Source organism: Cytobacillus sp. FSL W8-0315, from assembly GCF_038002905.1.
Taxonomy (GTDB): Bacteria; Bacillota; Bacilli; order Bacillales; family Cytobacillaceae; genus Cytobacillus; species Cytobacillus pseudoceanisediminis.
In genome coordinates this window covers 1,224,445-1,245,459 of record NZ_JBBOOC010000001.1, presented here as the reverse complement: position 1 = coordinate 1,245,459, position 21,015 = coordinate 1,224,445, and the positions used below count along the sequence as shown (strand labels likewise).

At 44.2% G+C, this 21,015-nt stretch carries 17 protein-coding genes and 1 pseudogene; 5 read left to right on the top strand and 13 right to left on the bottom strand.

Translation table 11 applies throughout. From position 1 onward, the window contains the following. Positions 1–129 precede the first annotated feature (129 nt). Together MKY20_RS06385 and MKY20_RS06380 are read right to left on the bottom strand one after the other, a co-directional pair. Positions 130–1,323 (bottom strand): PDZ domain-containing protein, encoded by a 1,194-nt coding sequence (locus MKY20_RS06385; RefSeq protein WP_251266863.1) that lies wholly within the window; start codon positions 1,321–1,323, stop codon positions 130–132. A gap of 176 nt (positions 1,324–1,499) precedes the next feature. Beyond that, entirely contained in the window at positions 1,500–2,951 is a 1,452-nt protein-coding gene (locus MKY20_RS06380) for a S41 family peptidase (protein WP_251174154.1), read from the bottom strand. A 198-nt stretch (positions 2,952–3,149) separates the two neighbouring features. On the opposite strand from MKY20_RS06380, the pseudogene MKY20_RS06375 reads away from it, so the two are divergent. After that, positions 3,150–3,954, top strand: a pseudogene (locus tag MKY20_RS06375) (manganese catalase family protein). 83 nt (positions 3,955–4,037) lie between these two features. On the opposite strand, the gene MKY20_RS06370 reads toward MKY20_RS06375, so the two are convergent. The 5 genes from MKY20_RS06370 to MKY20_RS06350 form a co-directional block, all read right to left on the bottom strand. Beyond that, complete coding sequence (locus MKY20_RS06370) at positions 4,038–5,387, bottom strand: murein hydrolase activator EnvC family protein (protein ID WP_251174155.1); 1,350 nt, start codon at positions 5,385–5,387, stop codon at positions 4,038–4,040. A gap of 158 nt (positions 5,388–5,545) precedes the next feature. Beyond that, complete coding sequence (gene ftsX / locus MKY20_RS06365) at positions 5,546–6,439, bottom strand: permease-like cell division protein FtsX (protein WP_009331895.1); 894 nt, start codon at positions 6,437–6,439, stop codon at positions 5,546–5,548. Beyond that, positions 6,429–7,115, bottom strand: coding sequence for a cell division ATP-binding protein FtsE (ftsE, locus tag MKY20_RS06360; protein ID WP_009331896.1), 687 nt, complete (start codon positions 7,113–7,115; stop codon positions 6,429–6,431). The genes ftsX and ftsE overlap by 11 nt, the downstream gene beginning before the upstream one ends. A 589-nt stretch (positions 7,116–7,704) precedes the next feature. Then, a complete protein-coding gene (gene cccB, locus MKY20_RS06355; protein ID WP_019383351.1) occupies positions 7,705–8,058 on the bottom strand; it encodes a cytochrome c551 in 354 nt (117 codons plus the stop codon). Between the two features lie 52 nt (positions 8,059–8,110). Next, a complete protein-coding gene (locus MKY20_RS06350; protein WP_251266862.1) occupies positions 8,111–8,977 on the bottom strand; it encodes a YitT family protein in 867 nt (288 codons plus the stop codon). A 293-nt stretch (positions 8,978–9,270) separates the two neighbouring features. Here MKY20_RS06350 and MKY20_RS06345 point away from each other — a divergent pair, with 293 nt between their 5' ends. After that, on the top strand, positions 9,271–9,759 hold the full coding sequence (locus MKY20_RS06345) for a hypothetical protein (RefSeq protein WP_251266861.1): 489 nt from the start codon (positions 9,271–9,273) through the stop codon (positions 9,757–9,759). Between the two features lie 180 nt (positions 9,760–9,939). On the opposite strand, the gene prfB is transcribed toward MKY20_RS06345, so the two are convergent. From prfB to MKY20_RS06315, 6 genes are all read right to left on the bottom strand, one after another. After that, a protein-coding gene (prfB, locus tag MKY20_RS06340) for a peptide chain release factor 2 (RefSeq protein ID WP_251266860.1) occupies positions 9,940–11,053 on the bottom strand; the annotation gives its coding sequence in 2 pieces (ribosomal slippage) (positions 9,940–10,980 and positions 10,982–11,053; 1,113 coding nt in all). A gap of 347 nt (positions 11,054–11,400) precedes the next feature. Then, positions 11,401–13,911, bottom strand: a complete 2,511-nt coding sequence (gene secA, locus MKY20_RS06335; RefSeq protein WP_251266859.1) for a preprotein translocase subunit SecA — start codon at positions 13,909–13,911, stop codon at positions 11,401–11,403. 358 nt (positions 13,912–14,269) lie between these two features. Beyond that, positions 14,270–15,325, bottom strand: coding sequence for a YecA family protein (locus MKY20_RS06330; protein ID WP_251266858.1), 1,056 nt, complete (start codon positions 15,323–15,325; stop codon positions 14,270–14,272). A gap of 326 nt (positions 15,326–15,651) precedes the next feature. Further along, a complete protein-coding gene (locus tag MKY20_RS06325) occupies positions 15,652–16,182 on the bottom strand; it encodes a chromate transporter (RefSeq protein ID WP_009331952.1) in 531 nt (176 codons plus the stop codon). Then, the gene (locus tag MKY20_RS06320; protein ID WP_019380010.1) at positions 16,179–16,754 is read right to left on the bottom strand and encodes a chromate transporter; all 576 of its coding nucleotides are present in this window, start codon (positions 16,752–16,754) and stop codon (positions 16,179–16,181) included. Before MKY20_RS06320 ends, MKY20_RS06325 begins: the two co-directional genes overlap by 4 nt. 158 nt (positions 16,755–16,912) lie before the next feature. Continuing rightward, positions 16,913–18,523 (bottom strand): gamma-glutamyltransferase family protein, encoded by a 1,611-nt coding sequence (locus tag MKY20_RS06315; protein ID WP_251266857.1) that lies wholly within the window; start codon positions 18,521–18,523, stop codon positions 16,913–16,915. Between the two features lie 478 nt (positions 18,524–19,001). Here MKY20_RS06315 and MKY20_RS06310 point away from each other — a divergent pair, with 478 nt between their 5' ends. From MKY20_RS06310 to MKY20_RS06300, 3 genes are all read left to right on the top strand, one after another. Further along, entirely contained in the window at positions 19,002–19,391 is a 390-nt protein-coding gene (locus MKY20_RS06310) for a sporulation protein (protein ID WP_251266856.1), read from the top strand. Positions 19,392–19,627: 236 nt separating this feature from the next. Next, on the top strand, positions 19,628–19,906 hold the full coding sequence (locus tag MKY20_RS06305) for a YkvA family protein (RefSeq protein ID WP_009331956.1): 279 nt from the start codon (positions 19,628–19,630) through the stop codon (positions 19,904–19,906). A 130-nt stretch (positions 19,907–20,036) separates the two neighbouring features. Next, positions 20,037–21,011: a BMP family lipoprotein gene (locus MKY20_RS06300; RefSeq protein WP_251266855.1), complete on the top strand. Its 975-nt coding sequence runs from the start codon at positions 20,037–20,039 to the stop codon at positions 21,009–21,011. The last annotated feature ends 4 nt before the right edge of the window (positions 21,012–21,015 follow it).

Sequence of the window (21,015 nt, the reverse complement as noted above, 5' to 3'; positions counted from 1 at the left end):
TCAGAAAACTTCACATTTTTTTAATCAAAAAAGACCCTTCAATATAATTAATGAAGGGTCTCTATAAATGTTATGAAAATCTTTCCGGAGGATTAAGTGCGTATTCCGGCTGTTAATGAAAAGTAACACTTACACCGCTTCACTATCCCATTTCTTCTCTTCCTGCACAAAAAGCAATCCAAGTTCATGATGGTCGCCCTCATAAAGAGCGCGCTGGACGAACCGCACCTGGCCGTTCACATCAAGAACCTCAAGTTTGCAGTGAGCCCCGTTCTTTTGCAGCGCTTCATAGAAGCCTTTTTCATTATGGATCTTCACACCATTGACTTTTGTAACAACCTCTCCCACTTGCAGAGACATTTTATAAGCTGGTGAATCCGGAACTACTCCAAGCACCATGATTCCCTGATTGCGCATGGAAAAGTAAGACGGTGCCTGGTCCTCTGCCATTCTCTGGCGGAGAGAGATGAATTCACGCCCGATGATAGCCAGTGCGGCTGCACCCACAGAAGCAAGCGGATACCAGTAGCCTGCAGATGAAATCAGCAAAAGAAGTACGCCAAACACGCAGATTCTTTGTCCGAGCAATGCTGTTGCCGCTTTAGGAAGCGTGCCCTGAATCCGCTGGTAAAAGCCTATCGAAAAAGGGACAAGAATGAGCGAATACGTTTCCCCGCCGATTGGAATCACTGGCCACCAATCAAATGGCAGCTGCAGTGCCTGACCGGGAATAAGCAAAAACACAGGCACCATCCAGATTCTTTTTGATTCATGAATGCCGATCGTCTGGCCCCGTTTACTCTTTACAAGCCTGGGAGATGTCCCTTTCCGGCCGTTTCTTATAATCAGGAAGCCTTCTGCAATAACAAGAAGAGCCAGGAGAACAGCGATGGACGGAAAGATGGAAGAGTCAAGGTCCGCTGCCGACTGGGCGAATGATGGCAATGGCCATTTCTGTTCAGCAGCAAACATTGTTGCGAAAAATGCAAAGCCCAGCGTATAAACAGGCGCCATCCATCTCACTTTTGCCGTAAAGCTCCACAGGAACGTAAGAGCAGCAGTAAGAACAATCGTTTCCACTGGTACGACAAGTCCTGCTCCAACCATCACAACACTCACTGATAGACCTGCCAGGATACCCAGAGGCAGCAGCTGCCTCAGCTCAAAATAAGCATTTTCCGCACGAACAGAAAAGTCTTTGCGCTCACGCCTTACACGGGAAACCCCCAAAAATGCAGCTACAAAAAACAGGTAATAAAATACCGGATTCAGCAGTAGCTTTCCTGTTCCTTTTAAAAACTCAAAAATCCACTCCTCTATCAAACTTGCCACCAGCCTCTATTAATAAATTCTCATGAATTATGTAACAAACAGAAAACTCTATTACTCTATATTCTACCAAAAGCGTCTTCCAAAACCTATCACAATCTGGCTCAAATACAAAAATAGCAGAAGGAAAATCCCTCCTGCTAATGAAAGTTTACATTCTACAAAATTCGCTATCTTGCAATATATCTCAGAGCCGTTTGCAGCTGAAGGTCATTCTGCTCTTTCCTCATTTCCTCGATGGCGGCCTGTTCAAGCGCTGCTGCTGTTTTCTTGTCTATCCGGCCGGATGCTTCAAGCTCTTTTTGCTTCTGAAATGCTTTTACAGCGGCTGCAGTGGAATCATTGAAGTAGCCATCTGTCCTTCCTGGAGCATATCCAAGGCCCGCCAGAATTCCCTGTGCATTCTTCACCATTTCATTATTCATATCGATTGCCAAAGGCTTCTCCACCTGCAAAGGATGTGTTTGGTAGATGTCTGGCTGTTTAACCTCGAGAGTTGGCTTGATTCCCTTGTTATGGATCCAGTTTCCGTCAGGTGTCAGCCATTTAAACAAAGTGAGCTTGATATTGCTGCCATCTCCCATCGGAACAGGCTGCTGAACAGTGCCCTTCCCAAATGAATTCTCACCGATTATGGCGTACCCTTGAGCTTCCTTTAAAGCGCCGGCAAGAATCTCCGATGCAGATGCACTCCCTTTATCAACAAGTACAGCAATCGGATAGCTTTTAGGCTTTTCAAGCGTGGAGAAATACCTCATTTTTTCTCCATCCCGTTTTTCTATCTGCAGATATGGCTTATCAGCTGTAACCAATTCCTTCAGGATTTCCTGTACTGATGTCAGGAGGCCTCCGGGATTTCCGCGCACATCGATTACAAGGCCATCAATTCCCTCTTTCTCCATTTCACTCAGCTGTTTGGCAAATTCCTTGGATGTCTCTTCGGAAAAGGAGGTGATTTCCAAATATCCTACATTCTTTCCTCTTTGCTTCTTGATTTCCGAGTATACTGTAATTTGTGGAATCTCATCTCTTTTTACCTCTACCTTTAAAGGTTCCTTCAGTCCCTGGCGAGCAATTTCAAGCTCTACCTTTGTTCCTTTTTTCCCGCGAATCTTCATGGTAGCTTTATATAAATCAAGACCCTCCACACTTTCCCCATCCACTTTTAAAATTTCATCTTTTGGCTTAAGCCCTGCTTTTTCAGCTGGTGAATCTTTAAACGGTGCAACAATGATGATCTTACCTTCCACCATGCTGACTTCTGCCCCGATTCCTTCAAAAGAAGATTCCAGTGTATCACTGAATTGTTTTGCTGTTTCTTCATCCATATAAACAGAGTAAGGATCTTCAAGGGTTGCAAGCATGCCCTGGATGGCTCCCTCCACGAGCTGCTTTTCCTCTACTTTTTCCACATAGCTATTTAAGATTAACTGATAGGCCGTTTCCATCTTTTCGATTTTCTCTTTTTCAATTTGTGTTCCGTTTTCCTTAGAATCTATTAATTGATTTCCTGCCCCTGTCTGCGGAGCTTCCTTTGCCAGCCACTGCATGCCTGCATATGTACCGCCAGCTCCTGTCAGCAAAGATCCCGTCATCAGAACGGCGATCCATTTTCTGCTCATCTTCATCTCCCTTTCTATTTTGCAGCGGTCTCTTAGGCCTTTATAGTAACTTTCCATCATGAATGATGAATGACCTTGCTCATCACATCCTATGCAGGATAAGGACAAGTTATGTTTTCAATAATCAGGTTAGGCATATGCACAATATCTCAATTTAAGAATATATTAAGGGGATTTTCACATAAAGGGTGTGTGCAAATGTTCTATCCCATCAAAGAACTTCAATATAATTGGTGTATGCTAAAAAGCTCCAGGAGCTGATTGGCGGACAATTTGGGGAAATGTCTGTGGCCATGCAGTATTTATTTCAGGGCTGGGGTGCACGAAAGTATGGTAAATATCGGGATTTATTAATGGATACGGGGACCGAAGAATTGGCCCATATTGAAATGCTTGCCACCATGATTGCCCTCCTGATGGATGGCGCTCCTGTAAAAAAGAGCAGGAAAAAGCTGTCCAGGATCCGCTTCTTGCTGCGATTTTGGGCGGAATGAACCCGCAGCATGTGATTGTTTCCGGTCATGGTGCCATGCCTGTCAGTGGTGTCGGGGTCCCTTGGCAGGGTGGTTACATCGTAGCCAGCGGAAACCTGCTGGCTGATTTTCGTGCAAACCTGAATGCCGAGTCCCGGGGACGTCTGCAGGCTGTCCGTCTGTATGAAATGACTGATGACCGCGGTGTCAAGGACATGCTGGACTTCTTAATTGCCCGTGACCGCATGCATCAAAACCAATGGCTTGCTGCGATAAAAGAGCTTGAAGCCCAGGAAGGGAAAACCGTGCCAAGCACATTCCCGAAGGAGGTTGAAAAAGAAGAGTTTTCCTATGTATTTATGAACCTTTCAAGAGGAGATGAAAGCAGCCAGGGCCGATGGGCTCAAGGTCGGAACATGGATGGCCAGGGAACCTTCCAATACAAGCAGGAAGTTCCGCCTTTTGCTCCAGCACCTAAGCTGAAGCCGGCTCCTCCATATATTCATGACACTCCTCCAAGCGTAAAATAAAACGCTGATAATAGGATTAAAGACCTGCTTTACGGGTAAAAGAAAAGTGGAAGAAGCTTAGCTCCTTCCACTTTCACTATTTTTTATAGAGGCACAATGCCTACAGGATTAATCGCATTTGATTTTGCTGCATTCCAAGAACCTCTGTGAAGTTCAAAGTGCAGATGCTGGCCATAAGATTGTCCAGTATTACCCATGATGCCGATTTGCTGGCCTTTAGAAACAGTCTGGCCAGAGCCTACAGAACGGCTTCTCATATGAGCGTATACAGTTGTGTAAGTTTGTCCGCCAATAGAATGAGCAATAAATATCGCATTTCCATAACTGCTGGAGTAGTATGAACGGATTACAACACCGTCTGCCGCTGCCACGATCGGTACTGTTCCGCCTGCAGCAATATCAACACCATAGTGCTCACCTAATGAACGTCCGCCAAAACCTGAAGAAAGTCTTCCTGCAGCCGGTTTTGTCCAGGCTCCGCTTGATACTGAAGGTGGTGTAACCTGCGGGCTGCTTGATGAACCGCTGTCAGATGATGAGCCGCTTCCTGCTGATGAACTTCCTGCTGATGAAGAGCTGCTCTTTTTAGCCGCTTCCTGAGCAGCTTTCTGTTTTGCCAATTCAGCTTGTCTTGCTGCCTCAGCTTGTCTTTCCTGCTCAAGCTTGATCGCTTTTTGAATTGCTGCTTCCTGGGCTGCAAGAATTTCATTTTCTTCTGCTAATTCAAGTTTATGAGCATGCATTTCCTCTTCTTCATGCTTTAGGGATTTAAGCAGTTTATCTTTCTCTGCCTTTTGGGCATTTAAGCTTTTTTTCATGCCTTCAAGCTCGGCACGCATCTTTTCTAAAGAGGCAAGCTCTTCTTTTACCTGAGCCTGTTTTTTCTCCAGCTCGTCTTTATCCGCCTGATGCGCTTTTAGAATATCCTGGTCAGCTTCTACGATTGTTGCAACTGCTCCAACGCGCTCAACAAAGTCTCCAAAGCTTTGCGCGCCCATTAAAACATCAATATAGCTCACCATTCCGCCAGTTTCCTGATAGTTGCGGGCGCGATCTTTTAATAGTTCATTTCGCTTTTTGATGCGCTCTACTAATACTTCAATTTCGGCTTCTAATTTTTCAATTTCCTTTTTTGTTTCTGCAATCTGGCCGTTTTTCTCTTCAATCTTTGCTAAAGCATCACTGATCGCTTTATCAAGGCGCTCAATCTCACTTTGTACAGACTGCTGCTCGCCCTGATTTTCGTTAATCTTTTTATCTGTATCAGTAATCTTCGATTCTACTCCTGAACGCTGCTGGTTAATTTTGTCCTTTTGGCTGTTTAGATCGTTTAGTTTATTTTCTGCAGACGCCTTTTCAAGAGGCAGTCCGACTGTTGCGCTGCCAAATCCCAAAATGGCAGCCAATGATAATGTGATGATGGATTTCTTCAATTTTCCGATTTCTCCTTTCAATGAACACCATATGTACAGGTCAATCGTTCTATTTTTTTTAACTATCTCTGAAACATTTAACACTGCTGAATCGTCTATTATTATGAGGCTTGAAGGCGCCTGGACAGGTTCCCCCCGCAGGGCCTTCTAAGCTGGTTTTATACTTTCAGGAACTTTCTGACTGACATCAAGCTTCCCCATACACCAATAAGTGCACCCATCAGGATAATAAGTCCGGAGATCTGATAGACAAACGGACTAAATTCCAGCAGCTTGATAAAGTGTCCTTCAAGCTTTGGCGCCAAATAATCAAAGGCATAATAGTAGGCTGTCGAAACAAGTGCAATCGGAATAATCGATCCAAGCAATCCAAGCCATAAGCCTTCCAGGAAAAATGGCCATCTGATGAAGGAATTGGTTGCTCCTACCAATCTCATAATCTCAATTTCTTTTCTTCGAGACATGATCGTAATTTTAATCGTATTTGAAATCAGGAACATAGCAGTAAATAATAGGCCGATAATCAATACAAGGCCAACATTTCGGCCGGCATTGATAAAGTTAAATAGCTTCTCAACCTGCCCCTGGCCATACTTTACTTTTGCGGCATATTCCATTTTTTCAATCTGTTTCGCAGCCTTCATTGTATCTGCCGGGTTTTTCGTCTTTACGATAAATACATCGTTCAGCGGATTATCCTGTTCGAACAGTTTGAAGGCTTCTCCTTCTTCACCAAGGCTGTCTATTAAACTATCAAGCTCTTTTTCCTTAGTTGAATATTCAACTGTTTTAACTTCGGATATTCCTTCGATTTTTTGCCGTAAAACTTCCTGATCCTGCTCATTTGCAGCAACATCGATGTGAACGCGGATTTCCACGTCCTCTTCAATGGTTGTAGCCACCTTGTTGAGATTCATCATAATGACGAAAAATACGCCAACCAAAATGAGCGTTACTGTCACCGCACTTGCCGAAGCAAACGTCATCCATCCATTTCGTCCGAGGCTCTTAAAGCTTTCACGGAAGTGCCGGCCCAATGTTCTAGCTTTCATAGCCGTAATCACCTCTTTGCTCGTCACGCACAATCCTTCCGCCTTCAATGGCAATTACGCGGTGCTTAATCGTGTTAACAATTTCTTTATTATGAGTTGCCATGACCACAGTCGTTCCTCTCGTGTTGATTTCATCGAAAATGTTCATGATTTCCCATGAAGTATCCGGGTCAAGGTTTCCTGTAGGCTCGTCCGCAATCACGACCTTTGGAGAATTTACGATGGATCTGGCGATGGAAACACGCTGCTGCTCCCCGCCTGATAATTCGGTCGGAAGCATTCTTGCCTTATGCTTTAAACCTACAAGGTCCAAAGTTTCCATGACTTGTTTTTTAATATTCTTCGGATGCTCTTCAATAACCTCAAGAGCAAAAGCAACATTCTCATAGACAGTCAGTGTCTGGAGTAGCTTAAAGTCCTGGAAAACGACACCGATTTTACGTCGCATTAGCGGTACCTTTGCATTCTTTAATGTAGCCAGATTTACTCCGTCAATAGTTATCGTTCCACTCGAAGGCTTTTCTTCCCGGTACATCATTTTGATAAAAGTGGATTTACCGGCACCACTCGGTCCTACTACATAAACAAACTCACCTTGTTTGATATGCACATCAATCCCGCTGGCTGCTGTAACGCCATTGGGGTATCTCTTATAGACGTCTTTCATATCGATCATATATATCACCTAGCATCTAGTGTGTATTAAGAATTAAATAACAGACGGCTTTTTTCGCTAAAAAACGACATCCTTTCGACATAGAGGATGACAAAATACTTGTAAATACTGCCTAATTAGCCATCTAAAATTCTCACACAACCCATTATAACATCATAAGTTGTCAAAATAACGGAAAAAATTATTACAGTTTCTTTTCAATCCCTTAACTATTGTTACTTTTTTCCTGAGTTTCATTAATATTCTTGGGTTTTATTCGCTCAATCGAAGAATTTTTCCTTCTTTTTGCATATTGCATTCACTCGATATTTGTCACATATTGTCTTTCCTCAGCCAAGCTGTAAAGAAAATAGCCTCGTTGTTTTTGCACCTTAGTGCAGTCCGTTGATTTGCGCTTCAGTATGCTCGCTTTCCGTGGGGCGGGCGCTGAGCATCTTCGGCGTTTCTCGTCTTGGAGTCTCATCTTCTGTCCCGCTGCTCCGTGGAGTCTCGCACCTTCCGCTCCAATCAAATCAGTAACAGCATACCTAACGATAACAGAAAAAATAAAAACGCCCTGCTGAACAGAACGTTTTTATTTAGAACCCTATTATTTCTTGCCTGCTAGCCAGGATGCTACTGCAGAAGCTTCTTCTCCCTGAAGCAATCCTTTAGGCATAGCTCCTTTACCGTTAGCAATTGTGTTTTCAATATCTTCCTGTGATAGGCTGGCACCAATTTTATCTAGTGCAGGTCCTACACCGCCTTCAAGGTTTGCACCGTGGCAGCTTGAACATTTCTGTTCATAAAGCTTTTGTGCATCACCAGCATCAGCAGTATCAGTCGTTGTTTCACCGCCGCCGTTTGTAGCAGTGTCCTTGTCTTCAGCAGCATCGTCTCCGCCGCCGCAGGCTGCAAGAACTAAAGATGTACCCATCAGTAATGCTAGTAGCTTCTTTTTCACCTATAATTCCCCCTCAGGAAAAAATACTAAGTACAGCTATATTATACCAACACTATGCTCGTTTGAAACCCTCGCCCAACACCTCGGAAGCATCCGTAACAATGATAAATGCAGTAGGATCAATGGTTTGAACCAGTTGTTTCAATTTTGTGAACTCCGTCTGGTCCACCACACACAAGAGGACTGGGCGTTCATGGTCAGTATAACCACCGTATGCTGATAGTTTTGTCACACCTCGGTCAATTTTATTCAAAATTCCTTCACGAACTTCATTTTGTTTTTCAGTAATGATTAAAGCCATCTTTGTCCGGCTGAATCCAAGCTGTATGAGATCGATTGTTTTGCTTGTTACATATAAAGCAATTAAGGCATACAGCCCCTGCTCTATGTCGAAAATAATCGCAGCTGACAGTACGATCAATCCATCGATTATCGCAACACAGGTTCCAAGAGACAAACCTGTATACTTGTTAATAATCTGTGCTGCAAGGTCTGTCCCTCCTGTTGATGCTTTACCCCGGAAAACGATGCCTAAACCCAGGCCAACGCCAATTCCGCCAAACAGAGAAGCCAGCAGCGGATCTGATGTCCATGGCTCATATTCTTTTGTAAGGAAAACAACTAAGGGCAGAAAGATTGTTCCTGCCAGCGTTTTTGCCCCAAATTGTTTGCCGAGCAAAAGTACGCCTGCAATAAAAAGCGGTATATTAAATGCCCACTGCACGTATGCGGGCTCCCAGCCAGCAACCGCATCCAGGATCGTACTGATCCCGCTCACCCCTCCTGATGCAATTCGATTGGGCAGCAAAAACACGTTAAATGCAATGGCGACAATTCCAGATCCTATTAAAACATATATGTACTCCAGCAATCTCTCCGCTTTTTTACTATAAGTATATCCTCTTCTATTCTTGCCCATTTCTTCTCCCTCCGGTGTCCCCGATCTATACAGAATTAAGTCATATTCCATTTTTACCGTCAGTGAGTATAGCATGGAGTCTTGAGCCTGTAAATGCCATTAAACTGCCGTATTAAAAGACTGTAGTTCCCTACCTCTGCCTTTCATTATGTTGTGACAAAAACAGTCAATTTATCATGCCGATTTTTGTATGAAATGTTTATAAGCTTGGTTCCGGGGTCCATTTGTACTGCTTTCTCAGCAGCATGAAATACAGCGGCATGTGGTATAATGTCGAAAAGGAGGTGAGAAAAATGGAGAAGATACTTAATGAAATTTTAAGTACCTTAAAGGAACATTCAAAGAGATTTGATTCGGTTGATCAGAGGTTTGATTCCATTGATCTAAAGTTTGATTCGGTTGATCAGAAGTTTGATTCCATTGATCAGAGATTTGATTCGGTTGATCAGAAGTTTGATTCCATTGATCAGAGATTTGATTCGGTTGATCAGAAGTTTGATTCCATTGATCAGAGATTTGATTCGGCTGATCAGAAGTTCGATTCCATTGATCAGAGATTTGATTCCATTGATCATGATATTTCTGATGTTAATAGCAGGCTTGGGAACGTTGAAAACAGTATAGATACTGTTGATAATGATCTGGGAATTGTTGGAAATAGAATTGAAAGACTTTCTGAACAGATTGAGAGCAATGCCACAGAATTCAGAAGTCATTTTAAGCATATTGAAACGAAGTTAGAACAGCATGAAGAGACTTTTAAGTCATCTCTGACGCAATAAAAGGCACAAAAATTGATATCGTTCACCTCAGTGAAAAGAGCGGGGTTCAAGAAATGGAAATAAACCAGCTCAAAAAGCGCATCCACTCCTAGAGCACTCCCCATTCACCGGCTAGCTCAGTTATAATTCCATAAAAAAACAAGCCTATGCCGGTTATGCCAGCATAGGCTATTTTACGCATTAATCCTGAGGAAAAATCAATTTCGAACGCAAATATGCGTTAATAAACATATCCAGGTCACCGTCCATAACTCCCTGGACGTTGCCGACTTCAGTGTTGGTGCGGTGGTCTTTTACCATGGAATACGGATGGAAGACATAGGAGCGGATCTGGCTTCCCCAGCCGATGTCTTTTTGCTCACCGCGGATTTCAGCCAATTCTGCTTCCTGCTCTTCGATTTTCTTTTGATAAAGCTTAGCTTGCAGCATTTTCATGGCACGTTCGCGGTTTTTGATCTGGGAACGCTCTGTCTGGCAGGTTACCACGACATTGGTCGGCAAGTGAGTGATACGGACAGCAGAGTCAGTCGTATTGATATGCTGACCGCCTGCTCCGCTTGCACGGTATGTGTCGATTTTCAGATCTTCGGTACGGATGTCGATTTCAATTTCATCATTGAATTCCGGCATCACTTCACAGGAAACGAATGAAGTATGGCGGCGTCCTGATGAATCAAATGGCGAGATCCTTACCAGACGGTGTACACCTTTTTCCGCCTTTAGGTAGCCGTATGCGTTATGGCCCTTAATGCTAAGGGTAACACTCTTGATGCCCGCTTCATCTCCTGGCAGGTAATCAAGTGTTTCAACTTTGAAGCCTTTCTTCTCTGCCCAGCGTGTATACATACGAAGCAGCATGCTGCCCCAGTCCTGTGACTCGGTTCCGCCTGCACCCGGATGCAGTTCAAGAATGGCATTGTTCTTGTCGTATTCCTCGCTTAAAAGAAGCTGAAGCTCGAAATCGTTCAGACGCTTAACCAAGTCCTTGAGTTCTTCCTCAAGATCTGCCTGCAATTCTGCGTCACTCTCTTCTTTTACTAGCTCGTAAGTTAATTCCAGATTCTCAAACGTTTCGTATAAATCGTGGAATTCAACTACCTGTTCTTTCAGTGAGTTTGATTCGCTGATAACGACTTGTGCCGCCTGCTGGTCATCCCAAAATCCAGGCTGCAGCATGACATCATCAAGCTCAGCGATGCGCGCCTCTTTGTTTTCTAAGTCAAAGAGACCCCCTAAAGTCCGCTAAAATCTTAGCTGTTTTTTCAAGTTCATTGCGAATATCTGCTAATTCCATTTCCGTCACCTCAAAAATTATTTTTTTCATATTATAGCTTGATTATCTGTAAAACCAAGTTTCCTATTAGGTTTATCTCAATTTTCTCCAAGAGAGAAGCCGGCAAAGCTGTTGCCGGCTCAATTGTTTATTTTAAGTGATAAATAAACTTTTAACGTCGATAATTGTCTAGCTCCAGCGCCTACCCCCTCGAGGTCACAAGCCAATCCTCCCAAAAAGGCAAAGAACGCCTTCCGGGAGGCTCGTCTTGTGCTTGGGGCCCCCAGGATGGGGGTCATGCAGACGTTGCCACAGGACGTGGCGTTCTTAGTCTGCGTTCCTTCGAGGGCAAGGCGCTTCCGCTTTTCTTATTCTGCACCACAGCAGTTTTTATATTTCTTGCCGCTGCCGCAGATGCATGGGTCGTTGCGTCCAACGTCCATCTGCTTGACGACAGGCTTTTTCTTAACCTTTTCACCGTCTTCTTTCGGGTTGACGGCCTGGCCTTTGGCCACTTCCTGGCGCTCGAGGTTGTTGCGGATTTCGGCTTTCATGATGTACTTCGCAACATCTTCTTCGATGGAAGCGATCATGTTTTCAAACATTGCAAAGCCTTCTCCCTGGTACTCGCGCAGCGGATCTGTCTGGCCATACGCACGCAGGTGGATTCCCTGACGAAGCTGATCCATTGCGTCAATGTGATCCATCCATTTGGAGTCAACCGCACGAAGCACGATGACTTTCTCAAATTCACGCATTTGCTCAGGGCTAAGCATTTCCTCTTTTTCATTGTAGCGTTCTTTAACCTTGGCAAAAATGGTTTCGGCAATTTCCTCCGTATCCTTGCCGTGGATATCATTTACGGTTAGGTCGCCTTCATTTAGAAGGTTTCCATTTACGTAGTCAATGATGCCCTGCAGGTTCCAGTTTTCCTCGTCTTCATGTCCAGGTGCATACCCTTCCACATTACGCTGGATGCTGGTCATGATCATCTTTTCAACAATTTCTCTCAAGTTCTCAGACTCCAGAACTTCATTACGCTGACCGTAAAGAATCTCACGCTGCTGACGGAGAACATCGTCGTAAGAAAGAAGCTGCTTACGAGCATCAAAGTTGTTGCCCTCAACGCGTTTTTGTGCAGATTCAACGGCTCTTGAAACCATTTTACTCTGGATTGGCTGAGTGTCATCCATTCCAAGGCGCTCCATCATCGATTTCATATTGTCAGAACCGAAGCGGCGCATCAATTCATCTTCCATGGAAAGATAGAATTGCGTGACACCAGGGTCTCCCTGACGTCCGGAACGTCCCCGGAGCTGGTTATCGATACGTCTGCTTTCATGGCGTTCTGTACCAATAACGCATAGGCCGCCAAGTTCCTTCACACCTTCTCCGAGCTTGATATCCGTACCGCGCCCTGCCATGTTAGTCGCGATTGTCACGGCACCCGGCTTACCTGCGTCCGCGATGATTTCTGCTTCACGGCCGTGGTTCTTCGCATTTAGGACGTTATGCGGAACACCTTTTTTGGTCAGGTATTTAGAAATGATTTCAGATGTTTCGATAGCCACTGTACCGACAAGCACAGGCTGTCCTTTTTTGTGGCGATCAGCGATATCTTCCACAACCGCACGGAATTTCCCATCCATTGTTGCATAAATTAAGTCCGGACGGTCATCACGGGCGATCGGGCGGTTTGTCGGGATCACAATAACGTTCATATTATAGATATTGCGGAATTCCTCTTCTTCCGTTTTCGCCGTACCAGTCATACCGGCAAGCTTTTCATACATACGGAAATAGTTCTGGAATGTGATCGTTGCAAGTGTCATGCTTTCGTTCTGGATTTCCAGGCCTTCCTTAGCTTCGATAGCCTGGTGAAGTCCATCACTGTAGCGGCGGCCCTTCATCAGACGGCCGGTAAATTGGTCAACAATGACGATTTCGCCTTCCTGAACAACGTAATCGACATCCAGATGCATGCTGGAATGTGCTTTTAATGCCTGTGTAATATGGTGGTTAAGTGCAACATGAGAGATATCGAAAAGGTTATCGATTCCAAAAGCCTTCTCTGCTTTGGTCATCCCCTCTTCTGTCAGCTGTACCCCTTTTGTTTTTTCATCATATGTGAAGTCTTCATCTTTTTTCAGGCGGCTGACAAAGGCATTAGCCTGGATATAAAGCTGAGTGGACTTTTGTGCTGAACCTGAAATGATCAGCGGTGTACGAGCTTCATCAATGAGGATGGAGTCCACTTCATCGATTACGGCATAGTGCAGCGGACGCTGAACCTTCTGCTCTTTGTAGAGAACCATGTTATCGCGAAGGTAATCGAATCCAAGCTCGTTGTTTGTGCTGTATGTGATATCCGCAGCATATGCTGCCTGCTTTTCTTCTTTGGAAAGCCCATTTAAGTTCAAGCCGACAGTCAGTCCAAGGAATTCGTAAAGCTGGCCCATTTCAGTGGCATCACGGCTCGCAAGGTATTCGTTGACCGTTACAACGTGAACGCCTTTGCCGGTTAGGGCATTGAGGTAAACCGGCATAGTTGCAGTCAGCGTTTTACCTTCACCCGTTTTCATCTCAGAAATATTTCCGTCATGAAGGGAAATACCCCCCATTAACTGAACCGGATAAGGATATAAGCCAAGAACGCGCTTTGCTGCTTCGCGGACAACCGCAAAAGCTTCAGTCAGCATATCATCGACTGTCTCGCCCTTTTGGTAGCGGGCTTTGAATTCTTCCGTTTTCTCGCGCAGCTGCTCGTCCGATAATTTTTCCATATCAGATGCAAGTGCATCAATTTGTTCTGCCATTTTGGTGAGGCGTTTTAATTCGCGTTTATTTTGATCAAACACTTTATTTAAAATCCCAAGCATAAAAACGCTCCTTTATGTTGGATATGACAGCACAAGTGCCTTGTTGATGACTCAAGGCCCGGAACTATGCATATCTAATTTCAAAGTCTATTTAAGCATAGGTAGTTAAAGATTCGCTCTTTCCCGGCGGAATCCTCCCATGAAAATTCACATTATTTCTTATTAATATTACCACTTTGGGAGGGGGGTGACAACTTATGCCGCATGCGCGCCATTCCAGATCTTTAATTTGCTGATAGTTGGGTTTCGGTAAATACACTCTTCTCTTTTTTGAATACTGCCTAGCTATCCGCTTTACCGGTCAGTCCGCGCCTGATCCACATTATGCAAAAAAAAGAGAGCAAAAATGCTCTCCTTTTTATGAATTCGACGATTCAATCAGTTCAATAATGGTTTTCTCAACTGCATCATAAATTTCACCATAATAAGCAGAGACACGGTTCGCATTGATTCCGTATTTCTCTCCGAATTCCTTCTGAGTGAGATTTTCCTTAGTTGGCGCTATCGTGCTCACAAGGTATCGAAGACCCGCAACATAGTTGTCAGGCTTTTTGACCTGTTTGCCCGTTTTCGTCAGATACTCCATCCAGAGTGAAATCCCCATACCGATCAGCCATGGTTCTTCGCCGGCTTCTGTCATGTCGTCCCGGAACATGTTGGCAACCTGCTCTGCACCCTTGGATGGCCAATCGAAATTGTCCATAGATGGAACTGCCAATGATTTTGGTGTGTCATTCATGAGGTCAATGAAGTATTCAGCCAGGTATTCTTCAGGATCATCGTATTTTGCATCTTCGAAGGAATACTGAATATAGTCTGCAAACTTTGCAGCATTTTCTCCTGGCAGGTCGAAAATCGCCGGAAACGCTACATATTCTTCTCCATAAGGAAGAAGCATGGCAAAGGCAAAGTTTTCTTCATGAACGTCCATATCACCAAATAGGGAGATATTGTAAACCTTCCCGGTCAGGCAATCTTTAATGGCTGCTTTATCTTCAGTCACCTCGGTCAGTATCCCAGCTGCCGCTTTGCTGTCTCCCCACGATTTTAAGATGTTTTTTAAGCGCGGGCGAGCAACGGCCGGGAATTTTGCATGAATGAACTCATCCATAATGGAGTCCATATCTTCCAGCGTTCCAAATAGAATGTACCAGAAAGAGTGTACAAATTCATAAAACTCTTTTTCTTCTGGTTCAATGTCTTCAAGGATATCCAGAAGATCCATGAAATCTTCTTTCATGTCATCTGCAAAATGAGTAAGCGCATAGGCCCTTACTTCCTTTTGAAGCTCAAGAACTTCGTGATTCAAAACATCCTTAATTGATACAGCATCTTTGCTGCCGCAGCACTTTTTATATTTTTTTCCGCTCCCGCATGGACACGGTTCGTTTCTGCTTACTTTTACTGTTGACATCTTCTAAATCTCTCCTACAAAATTCGTTTAACTCTACTATCCTAACATTTATCAGCAGTTTAGGCATTAATCCAGCGGATTTAAACATTTGGCAGGTTAAGGAAGCCGGGATTGCGTGCTTTTTTGTATGGGTTAGCCGATTTCGGTTACTTCATCAGTTTTATCGGGTCAGTTTTTTTATTTTATCGATCACTTTCAATGGATATCGGTCACATTTTCCATTTTATCGGTCAGTTCACGTCCTAACAGCTTTCCATCAGGCCAAAATAAAAAAAACGGAGAGTCCACAAAACTCACCGTTTTCGTTCATTTTATTTTTTTGCCGATTATGCTAAGAAAATCCCCCCATAAACAAGCGCTCCTGCAATGACAAAAGCGGGATGCACTTTTAGTTTTTCCAAAAGGAAAAAACTAAGCAGCCCAATGAAAAGCGTCTGCCAGATCCCAATTCCATCATAGGATGAAAATAGGAAATCATAAGTCATAACGCCCAGCAAAACAGCGATAATCGGCCGAATATAATTGGTCATCCGTTTAACACGGGGGGATTCTTTATACCTCATCAGCAGCCCAAGCAGAGCGAGCATTAAGATCATGGAAGGTGCTACTGTTGCAAATACACCAATTATAGATCCAAGAACCCCTCCCTGCTCATAGCCAATATAGCCTGCCATTTTTGTTGCAATCGGACCTGGCAGGGCATTGCCCATTGCCAGCATTTCACTGAATTCATTCGTTGTCATCCATTCATAATTATCTACCACTTCATGTTCAATCAAGGGAATGGATGAAGGTCCTCCGCCGTATCCAAGGATCCCGGGGATGAAAAATGCCAGGAAAATCTGCACATATATCATGCGGGGTTCCTCTCCTTTTTAGCTTCATTTTTTTCTGCAGCATCCTTTTTCAGAAGGGCAGTCACGAGTGCAATAAATATAATAATTCCAGGATGAATATTCACAAATTCGATAAGAACCAGGCTGGCCGCTACAAAAAGAAATGTCCAAGCCCAGCCGAGTGATGACTTTGTAGACTTTTTAATAAAATCCCAAGTTAAAGTAGCAAGCATAACAGCAACAACGGGAACGACCGCCTTCGTCATGCCGGCAACCCATGGCTGATCCTTTAAGTTATTTAATGCCGTTAAAAGAACAATCATAAGGATGATGGTTGGAACCATTGTAGCTATCAGTGCGTTCAGCATTCCCAGAAACCCGCCTACCCGATAGCCGATATATCCCGCCATTTTTGTATTAATAGGTCCAGGCAGCGCATTGGCGAGGGCTAATATATCTCCAAACTCGTCTGAATCCATAAATTTAAAGGTATCCACAACCTCTTTATGGACCAGCGGAATGGCAGAAGGCCCGCCGCCAAAACCCAAAATGCCGGACCGAAAAAACGCAATGAAAATCTCCTTTTGTTTCATGTGTTCACATCCTCTTCACCAATTGCAGAGACAAGCCATGCCCCTTTTCATCTTGCATCCGAAAAAGCAGATGAAGGAGCGGCCATTTTTTTCCGCTCCCCAGTATCTTTTATATGGTTATTTTACTCTAATATGCGTGCTGCTTTCCTCAATTTTTATTACCAGGCGGCAATCGATCCGTCTGTTCGGGCTTCCGTTCCGCCCATGAGCACGCCTGTTTTTGGATCACGCCAGATAATCTGGCCGCGTCCGAATCCGCCTGTATCAACGGTTACCTCGATTTGATGGCCTTTGCGCACCAAAGCCTGGGCAATATGATTAGGGAAGTGCGGTTCAACCTGAACCTTTTTCCCTTCAATCCACTGCCATCTTGGCGCATCAAGGGCTGCCTGCGGATTCAAGTGGAAATCCACTGTATTCATGACCACCTGCATATGCCCCTGCGGCTGCATATAGCCTCCCATCACACCGAACGGCCCAACCGCTTCGCAGTCTTTTGTCAGGAATCCAGGGATTATCGTGTGGTACGTTTTCTTGCCGGGCTTCAGTGCATTATGGTGCTCCGGATCAAGAGAGAAATCGTGTCCGCGATTCTGAAGGGCAATTCCCGTTCCAGGAACGACAAGACCGGATCCAAAGCCCATATAATTGCTTTGGATGAAGGAAACCATATTGCCTTCGCTGTCTGCTGTCGCCAGATAAACAGTACCTCCACGTGGCGGCTGGTAAGGCTCAGGTGTCAGAGCTTCGCCGGCAATCTCACTGCGGCGCGATTCACCGTATTCTTCTGAGAGCAGTTCTTCAACTGTCACTTTCATTTCCGCAGGATCTGTAATAAATGCCTTGCCGTCTGTAAAAGCTAACTTCATCGCTTCAATTTGTTTGTGATATGTATCCACCGTGTCTTTATCGCGGAATTCAAACCCTTTTGCTATATTTAAACCCAAGAGAGCGACGAGACCCTGGCCGTTCGGAGGGATTTCCCAGACATCATATCCGCGGTAATGAACTTTGATGGGATCAACCCATTCCGCCTTGTAATCTTCGAGGTCTTCCTTGGATAGGAATGCATTGTATTTTTTTGAAAAAGCATCGATTTTTTCAGCAATTTCCCCGCGGTAAAAGCTATCGCCATCTGTTTCGCCAATGGCTCTTAAAGTGGCTGCATGCCCTTCAGAGCGCCAGATCTCTCCAATTTCAGGAGCCCTTCCATCTGGAGCAAAGGTTTCAAACCAATGCTGGAATTGGTCATCCGTCAGAATCTGTTTAAACCTATTATAAGCATACTGCCAGTACTTGCCGAGTATCGGTGTTAACGGATAGCCTTTTTCAGCATAATCAATTGCGGGCTGGAGGACATCTTTTAACGGAAGCCTGCCAAAACGCCTGGAAAGCTCAGCCCACGCGGATGGAGCACCAGGCACCGTAACCGGCATCCAGCCGTGCGTCGGCATTTTTTCGATGCCTCTTTCCTTTAATGCTTCTATGGAAATGGACTTTGGAGCAGGGCCGCTTGCATTTAATCCATGCAGTTTCCCTTTTATCCAGACTAGTGCAAATGCATCGCCGCCGATTCCGTTTGATGTCGGTTCAACCACGGTAAGAGCAGCCGCTGTTGCAATTGCTGCATCTATGGCATTTCCGCCTTTTTTCATCATATCTAATCCAGCCTGTGCAGCAAGCGGCTGGGAAGTAGCCACCATGCCGTTATTCGCCATGACGGTCGTTCGCTGTGATGTGTATGGGTGGCTGTGGAAATCAAAGTTCATGGAGTTCACCTCTGTATTAGAGTGTTAAAATAATTAATTCTGATTATATCAAATTATATAAATATTATGTTAGTATTTATTTCGGAAAACTAAATTAATGATGAAATATTGACAAAGTCCGGGGTATACAATATGATTTAGCTATAAATTGAATAGTTTCTCCTAAAGGGGAGTAGCTTTTACAGCAGAGTCGTCATTACGGAGCAAATGCTCTCGGCTTTGTTGGCAATCTAAACAATTGTTAGCAAGACCTTTACCAAATTCGGTAGAGGTCTTTATTTATGGGCCTTTACCACCGCGGTAAAGGCCCTTTTTATATACAGGCCCGCACCGCCACACGTTTTACTTTATAAAATGGAGGAATAGGTAGAAGGAAAATTTCTTGAAACTTTATCATGAGTAGCACGTAAAGAAGGAAACAGCAAAACTGTGGTGTGAGCGAGCAGCTCCCCCTAAAAAATTAGAGGAGAGATCTTTGTTGATTTTACGAAAATACATGTCAATGCTTGGAATAGGCTCTGCAAAAATTGATCTGCAGCTGCCAAAGCTTCAATATACGCCAGGGGAAAATGTGAGCGGAATCTTCCTGATTGAAGGAGGAACCATTGATCAGCAGATTAAGCGGATTGAGTGTGACCTGGTCATGGCGTCGCTTGAAGAAGAGAAGGAGGAAGTGATCGGGACATCGACCATTCTATCCACCAAGGTCATTGAATCAGAAGAAACCAACAAAATGGACTTTAACTTCCAGCTTCCTGAAGACATTCCCTGCTCTGCACCAGACCGGATTTTTCAATTTAAAACAAGACTGATTTTTAACGAAGGCGTCAAAAGCGCCGACTTGGATAAAATCACTATTATTCGATAACCAATCCTAAGGAGGAAGAAACGAGTGTAACATATCCCCTCTTAACCTATAGAAATTTATAAAAAGAGGAGATTCATACCTAATTGAACACTTTGCAAAAGTGGCTAATTTTATTTACTTTTTGAAGCATACTTGAAACAAGCTATCTATCAGCTGCCACACTTGAGGTGAAAAACCCGCCGCGCATTCAGGTGTCAGTTCCCATTCAGCGAATGAACTAGAAAAAGGTGAACTAAATGAAGTTTCTCAAACGCATCAAATTTGTATTAAAATTTTGGAAGTTCCTGCCCTTCTTAAAGGATTACTTTCTATCACCGGAAGTAACGGCCGGTAAAAAGCTTTTCCCTGTTGCGGCCGGACTTCTTTATATCCTTCTGCCGCTCGATCTTGTACCCGACTTCCTGTCGATCTTCGGCTTTACGGACGATATTGTGATTACATCGTTTGTTCTTCAGCAAATGGTGAAAATGGCACCGGAATCATTGAAGCGAAAATATAAGGTCCTGGAGGAATGATGTTGAAGCCTGCGAATGCAGGCTTTTTTATTTTGCCATTTTTTCGAGTCAGGGTCTGACTTCAGACTTAAGACCTCCGCCTTTCTGCCGATAATAGGTAAGGCGAAATACAACAACATGGAGGTCTACCTTGAAAAAACTACTACCTATTCTGCTTCTATTCAGTCTACTTCTGGCAGCCTGCTCTGCCTCTGAACAAAGCACAAACCAAAATAAAGAATATAAAATTGGCATTCTCCTATCTGATACAGGCCTGGGGGATGAGTCTTTCAACGACTCTGCCTTCCGGGGACTTGAGAAAGCGCGTGATGAGCTGGGCATTCTTTTTGATTATAAAGAAGCCCCCGACGGAAATTTTGAAAAGCCTCTTGAAGAGCTTGTCAAAGAAAATAATGACCTTGTCATCGGGCTGGGCTTTTCCGCACAGGAAGCACTCGAAAAGACGGCAAAGAAATATCCCCAGCAGCAGTTTTTGCTGATTGATGCCGTTTCCGAGCTTGATAATGTGGTCTCACTTACGTTTAAGGAGCATGAAGGCAGCTTCCTTGTCGGGATGCTCGCTGCCATGACAAGCAAAACAGACAAGCTGGGATTTATCGGCGGTGTTGATGTACCTGTCATCCATCATTTTGAAAATGGATTCATTCAAGGCGCCAAGCACTTCAATCCGAAAATAGAAATTTTAACAGAATATACCGGAACCTTTGGGGATGCGGCTCTCGGTGAAAAAGTCGCCGAGAAGCAAATTGCGGCAGGTGCTGATTTTATCTACCCTGCTGCCGGATTCACCGGTTTTGGCGCACTGAAAAAAGCCGAAGAAAAAGGCGTGCTTGCCGGCGGTGTCGATTCCGACCAGTATTTTGTTGCCGAAAAAGCCGTTGCCGCATCGATGGTCAAAAACATCGATATTGCTGTTTTTAACTTGGCAAAAGAATTGACGGAGAGCGGAAAAATCGAAGCTTCATCCTATGTATGGGGACTGGCAGAAAACGGTGTCGGTCTTTCTGAAATCCGCGTCATTTCCTTAACAGAGGAGCAGAAAGCAGCAATGAAAAAAGCAACTGAAGACATAATCAATGGAAAAATCACAGTAACAGCTGAATAAAGGA

What these genes read in the sequence shown, in the direction of transcription:
- MKY20_RS06380 (WP_251174154.1), bottom strand. Translation starts at nt 2,951, where the DNA reads ATGAGCAGAAAATGGATCGCCGTTCTGATGACGGGATCTTTGCTGACA.
- ftsX (WP_009331895.1), bottom strand. Translation starts at nt 6,439, where the DNA reads ATGAAAGCTAGAACATTGGGCCGGCACTTCCGTGAAAGCTTTAAGAGC.
- ftsE (WP_009331896.1), bottom strand. Translation starts at nt 7,115, where the DNA reads ATGATCGATATGAAAGACGTCTATAAGAGATACCCCAATGGCGTTACA.
- MKY20_RS06350 (WP_251266862.1), bottom strand. Translation starts at nt 8,977, where the DNA reads ATGGGCAAGAATAGAAGAGGATATACTTATAGTAAAAAAGCGGAGAGA.
- MKY20_RS06345 (WP_251266861.1), top strand. Translation starts at nt 9,271, where the DNA reads ATGGAGAAGATACTTAATGAAATTTTAAGTACCTTAAAGGAACATTCA.
- secA (WP_251266859.1), bottom strand. Translation starts at nt 13,911, where the DNA reads ATGCTTGGGATTTTAAATAAAGTGTTTGATCAAAATAAACGCGAATTA.
- MKY20_RS06330 (WP_251266858.1), bottom strand. Translation starts at nt 15,325, where the DNA reads ATGTCAACAGTAAAAGTAAGCAGAAACGAACCGTGTCCATGCGGGAGC.
- MKY20_RS06325 (WP_009331952.1), bottom strand. Translation starts at nt 16,182, where the DNA reads ATGATATATGTGCAGATTTTCCTGGCATTTTTCATCCCCGGGATCCTT.
- MKY20_RS06320 (WP_019380010.1), bottom strand. Translation starts at nt 16,754, where the DNA reads ATGAAACAAAAGGAGATTTTCATTGCGTTTTTTCGGTCCGGCATTTTG.
- MKY20_RS06315 (WP_251266857.1), bottom strand. Translation starts at nt 18,523, where the DNA reads ATGAACTTTGATTTCCACAGCCACCCATACACATCACAGCGAACGACC.
- MKY20_RS06305 (WP_009331956.1), top strand. Translation starts at nt 19,628, where the DNA reads ATGAAGTTTCTCAAACGCATCAAATTTGTATTAAAATTTTGGAAGTTC.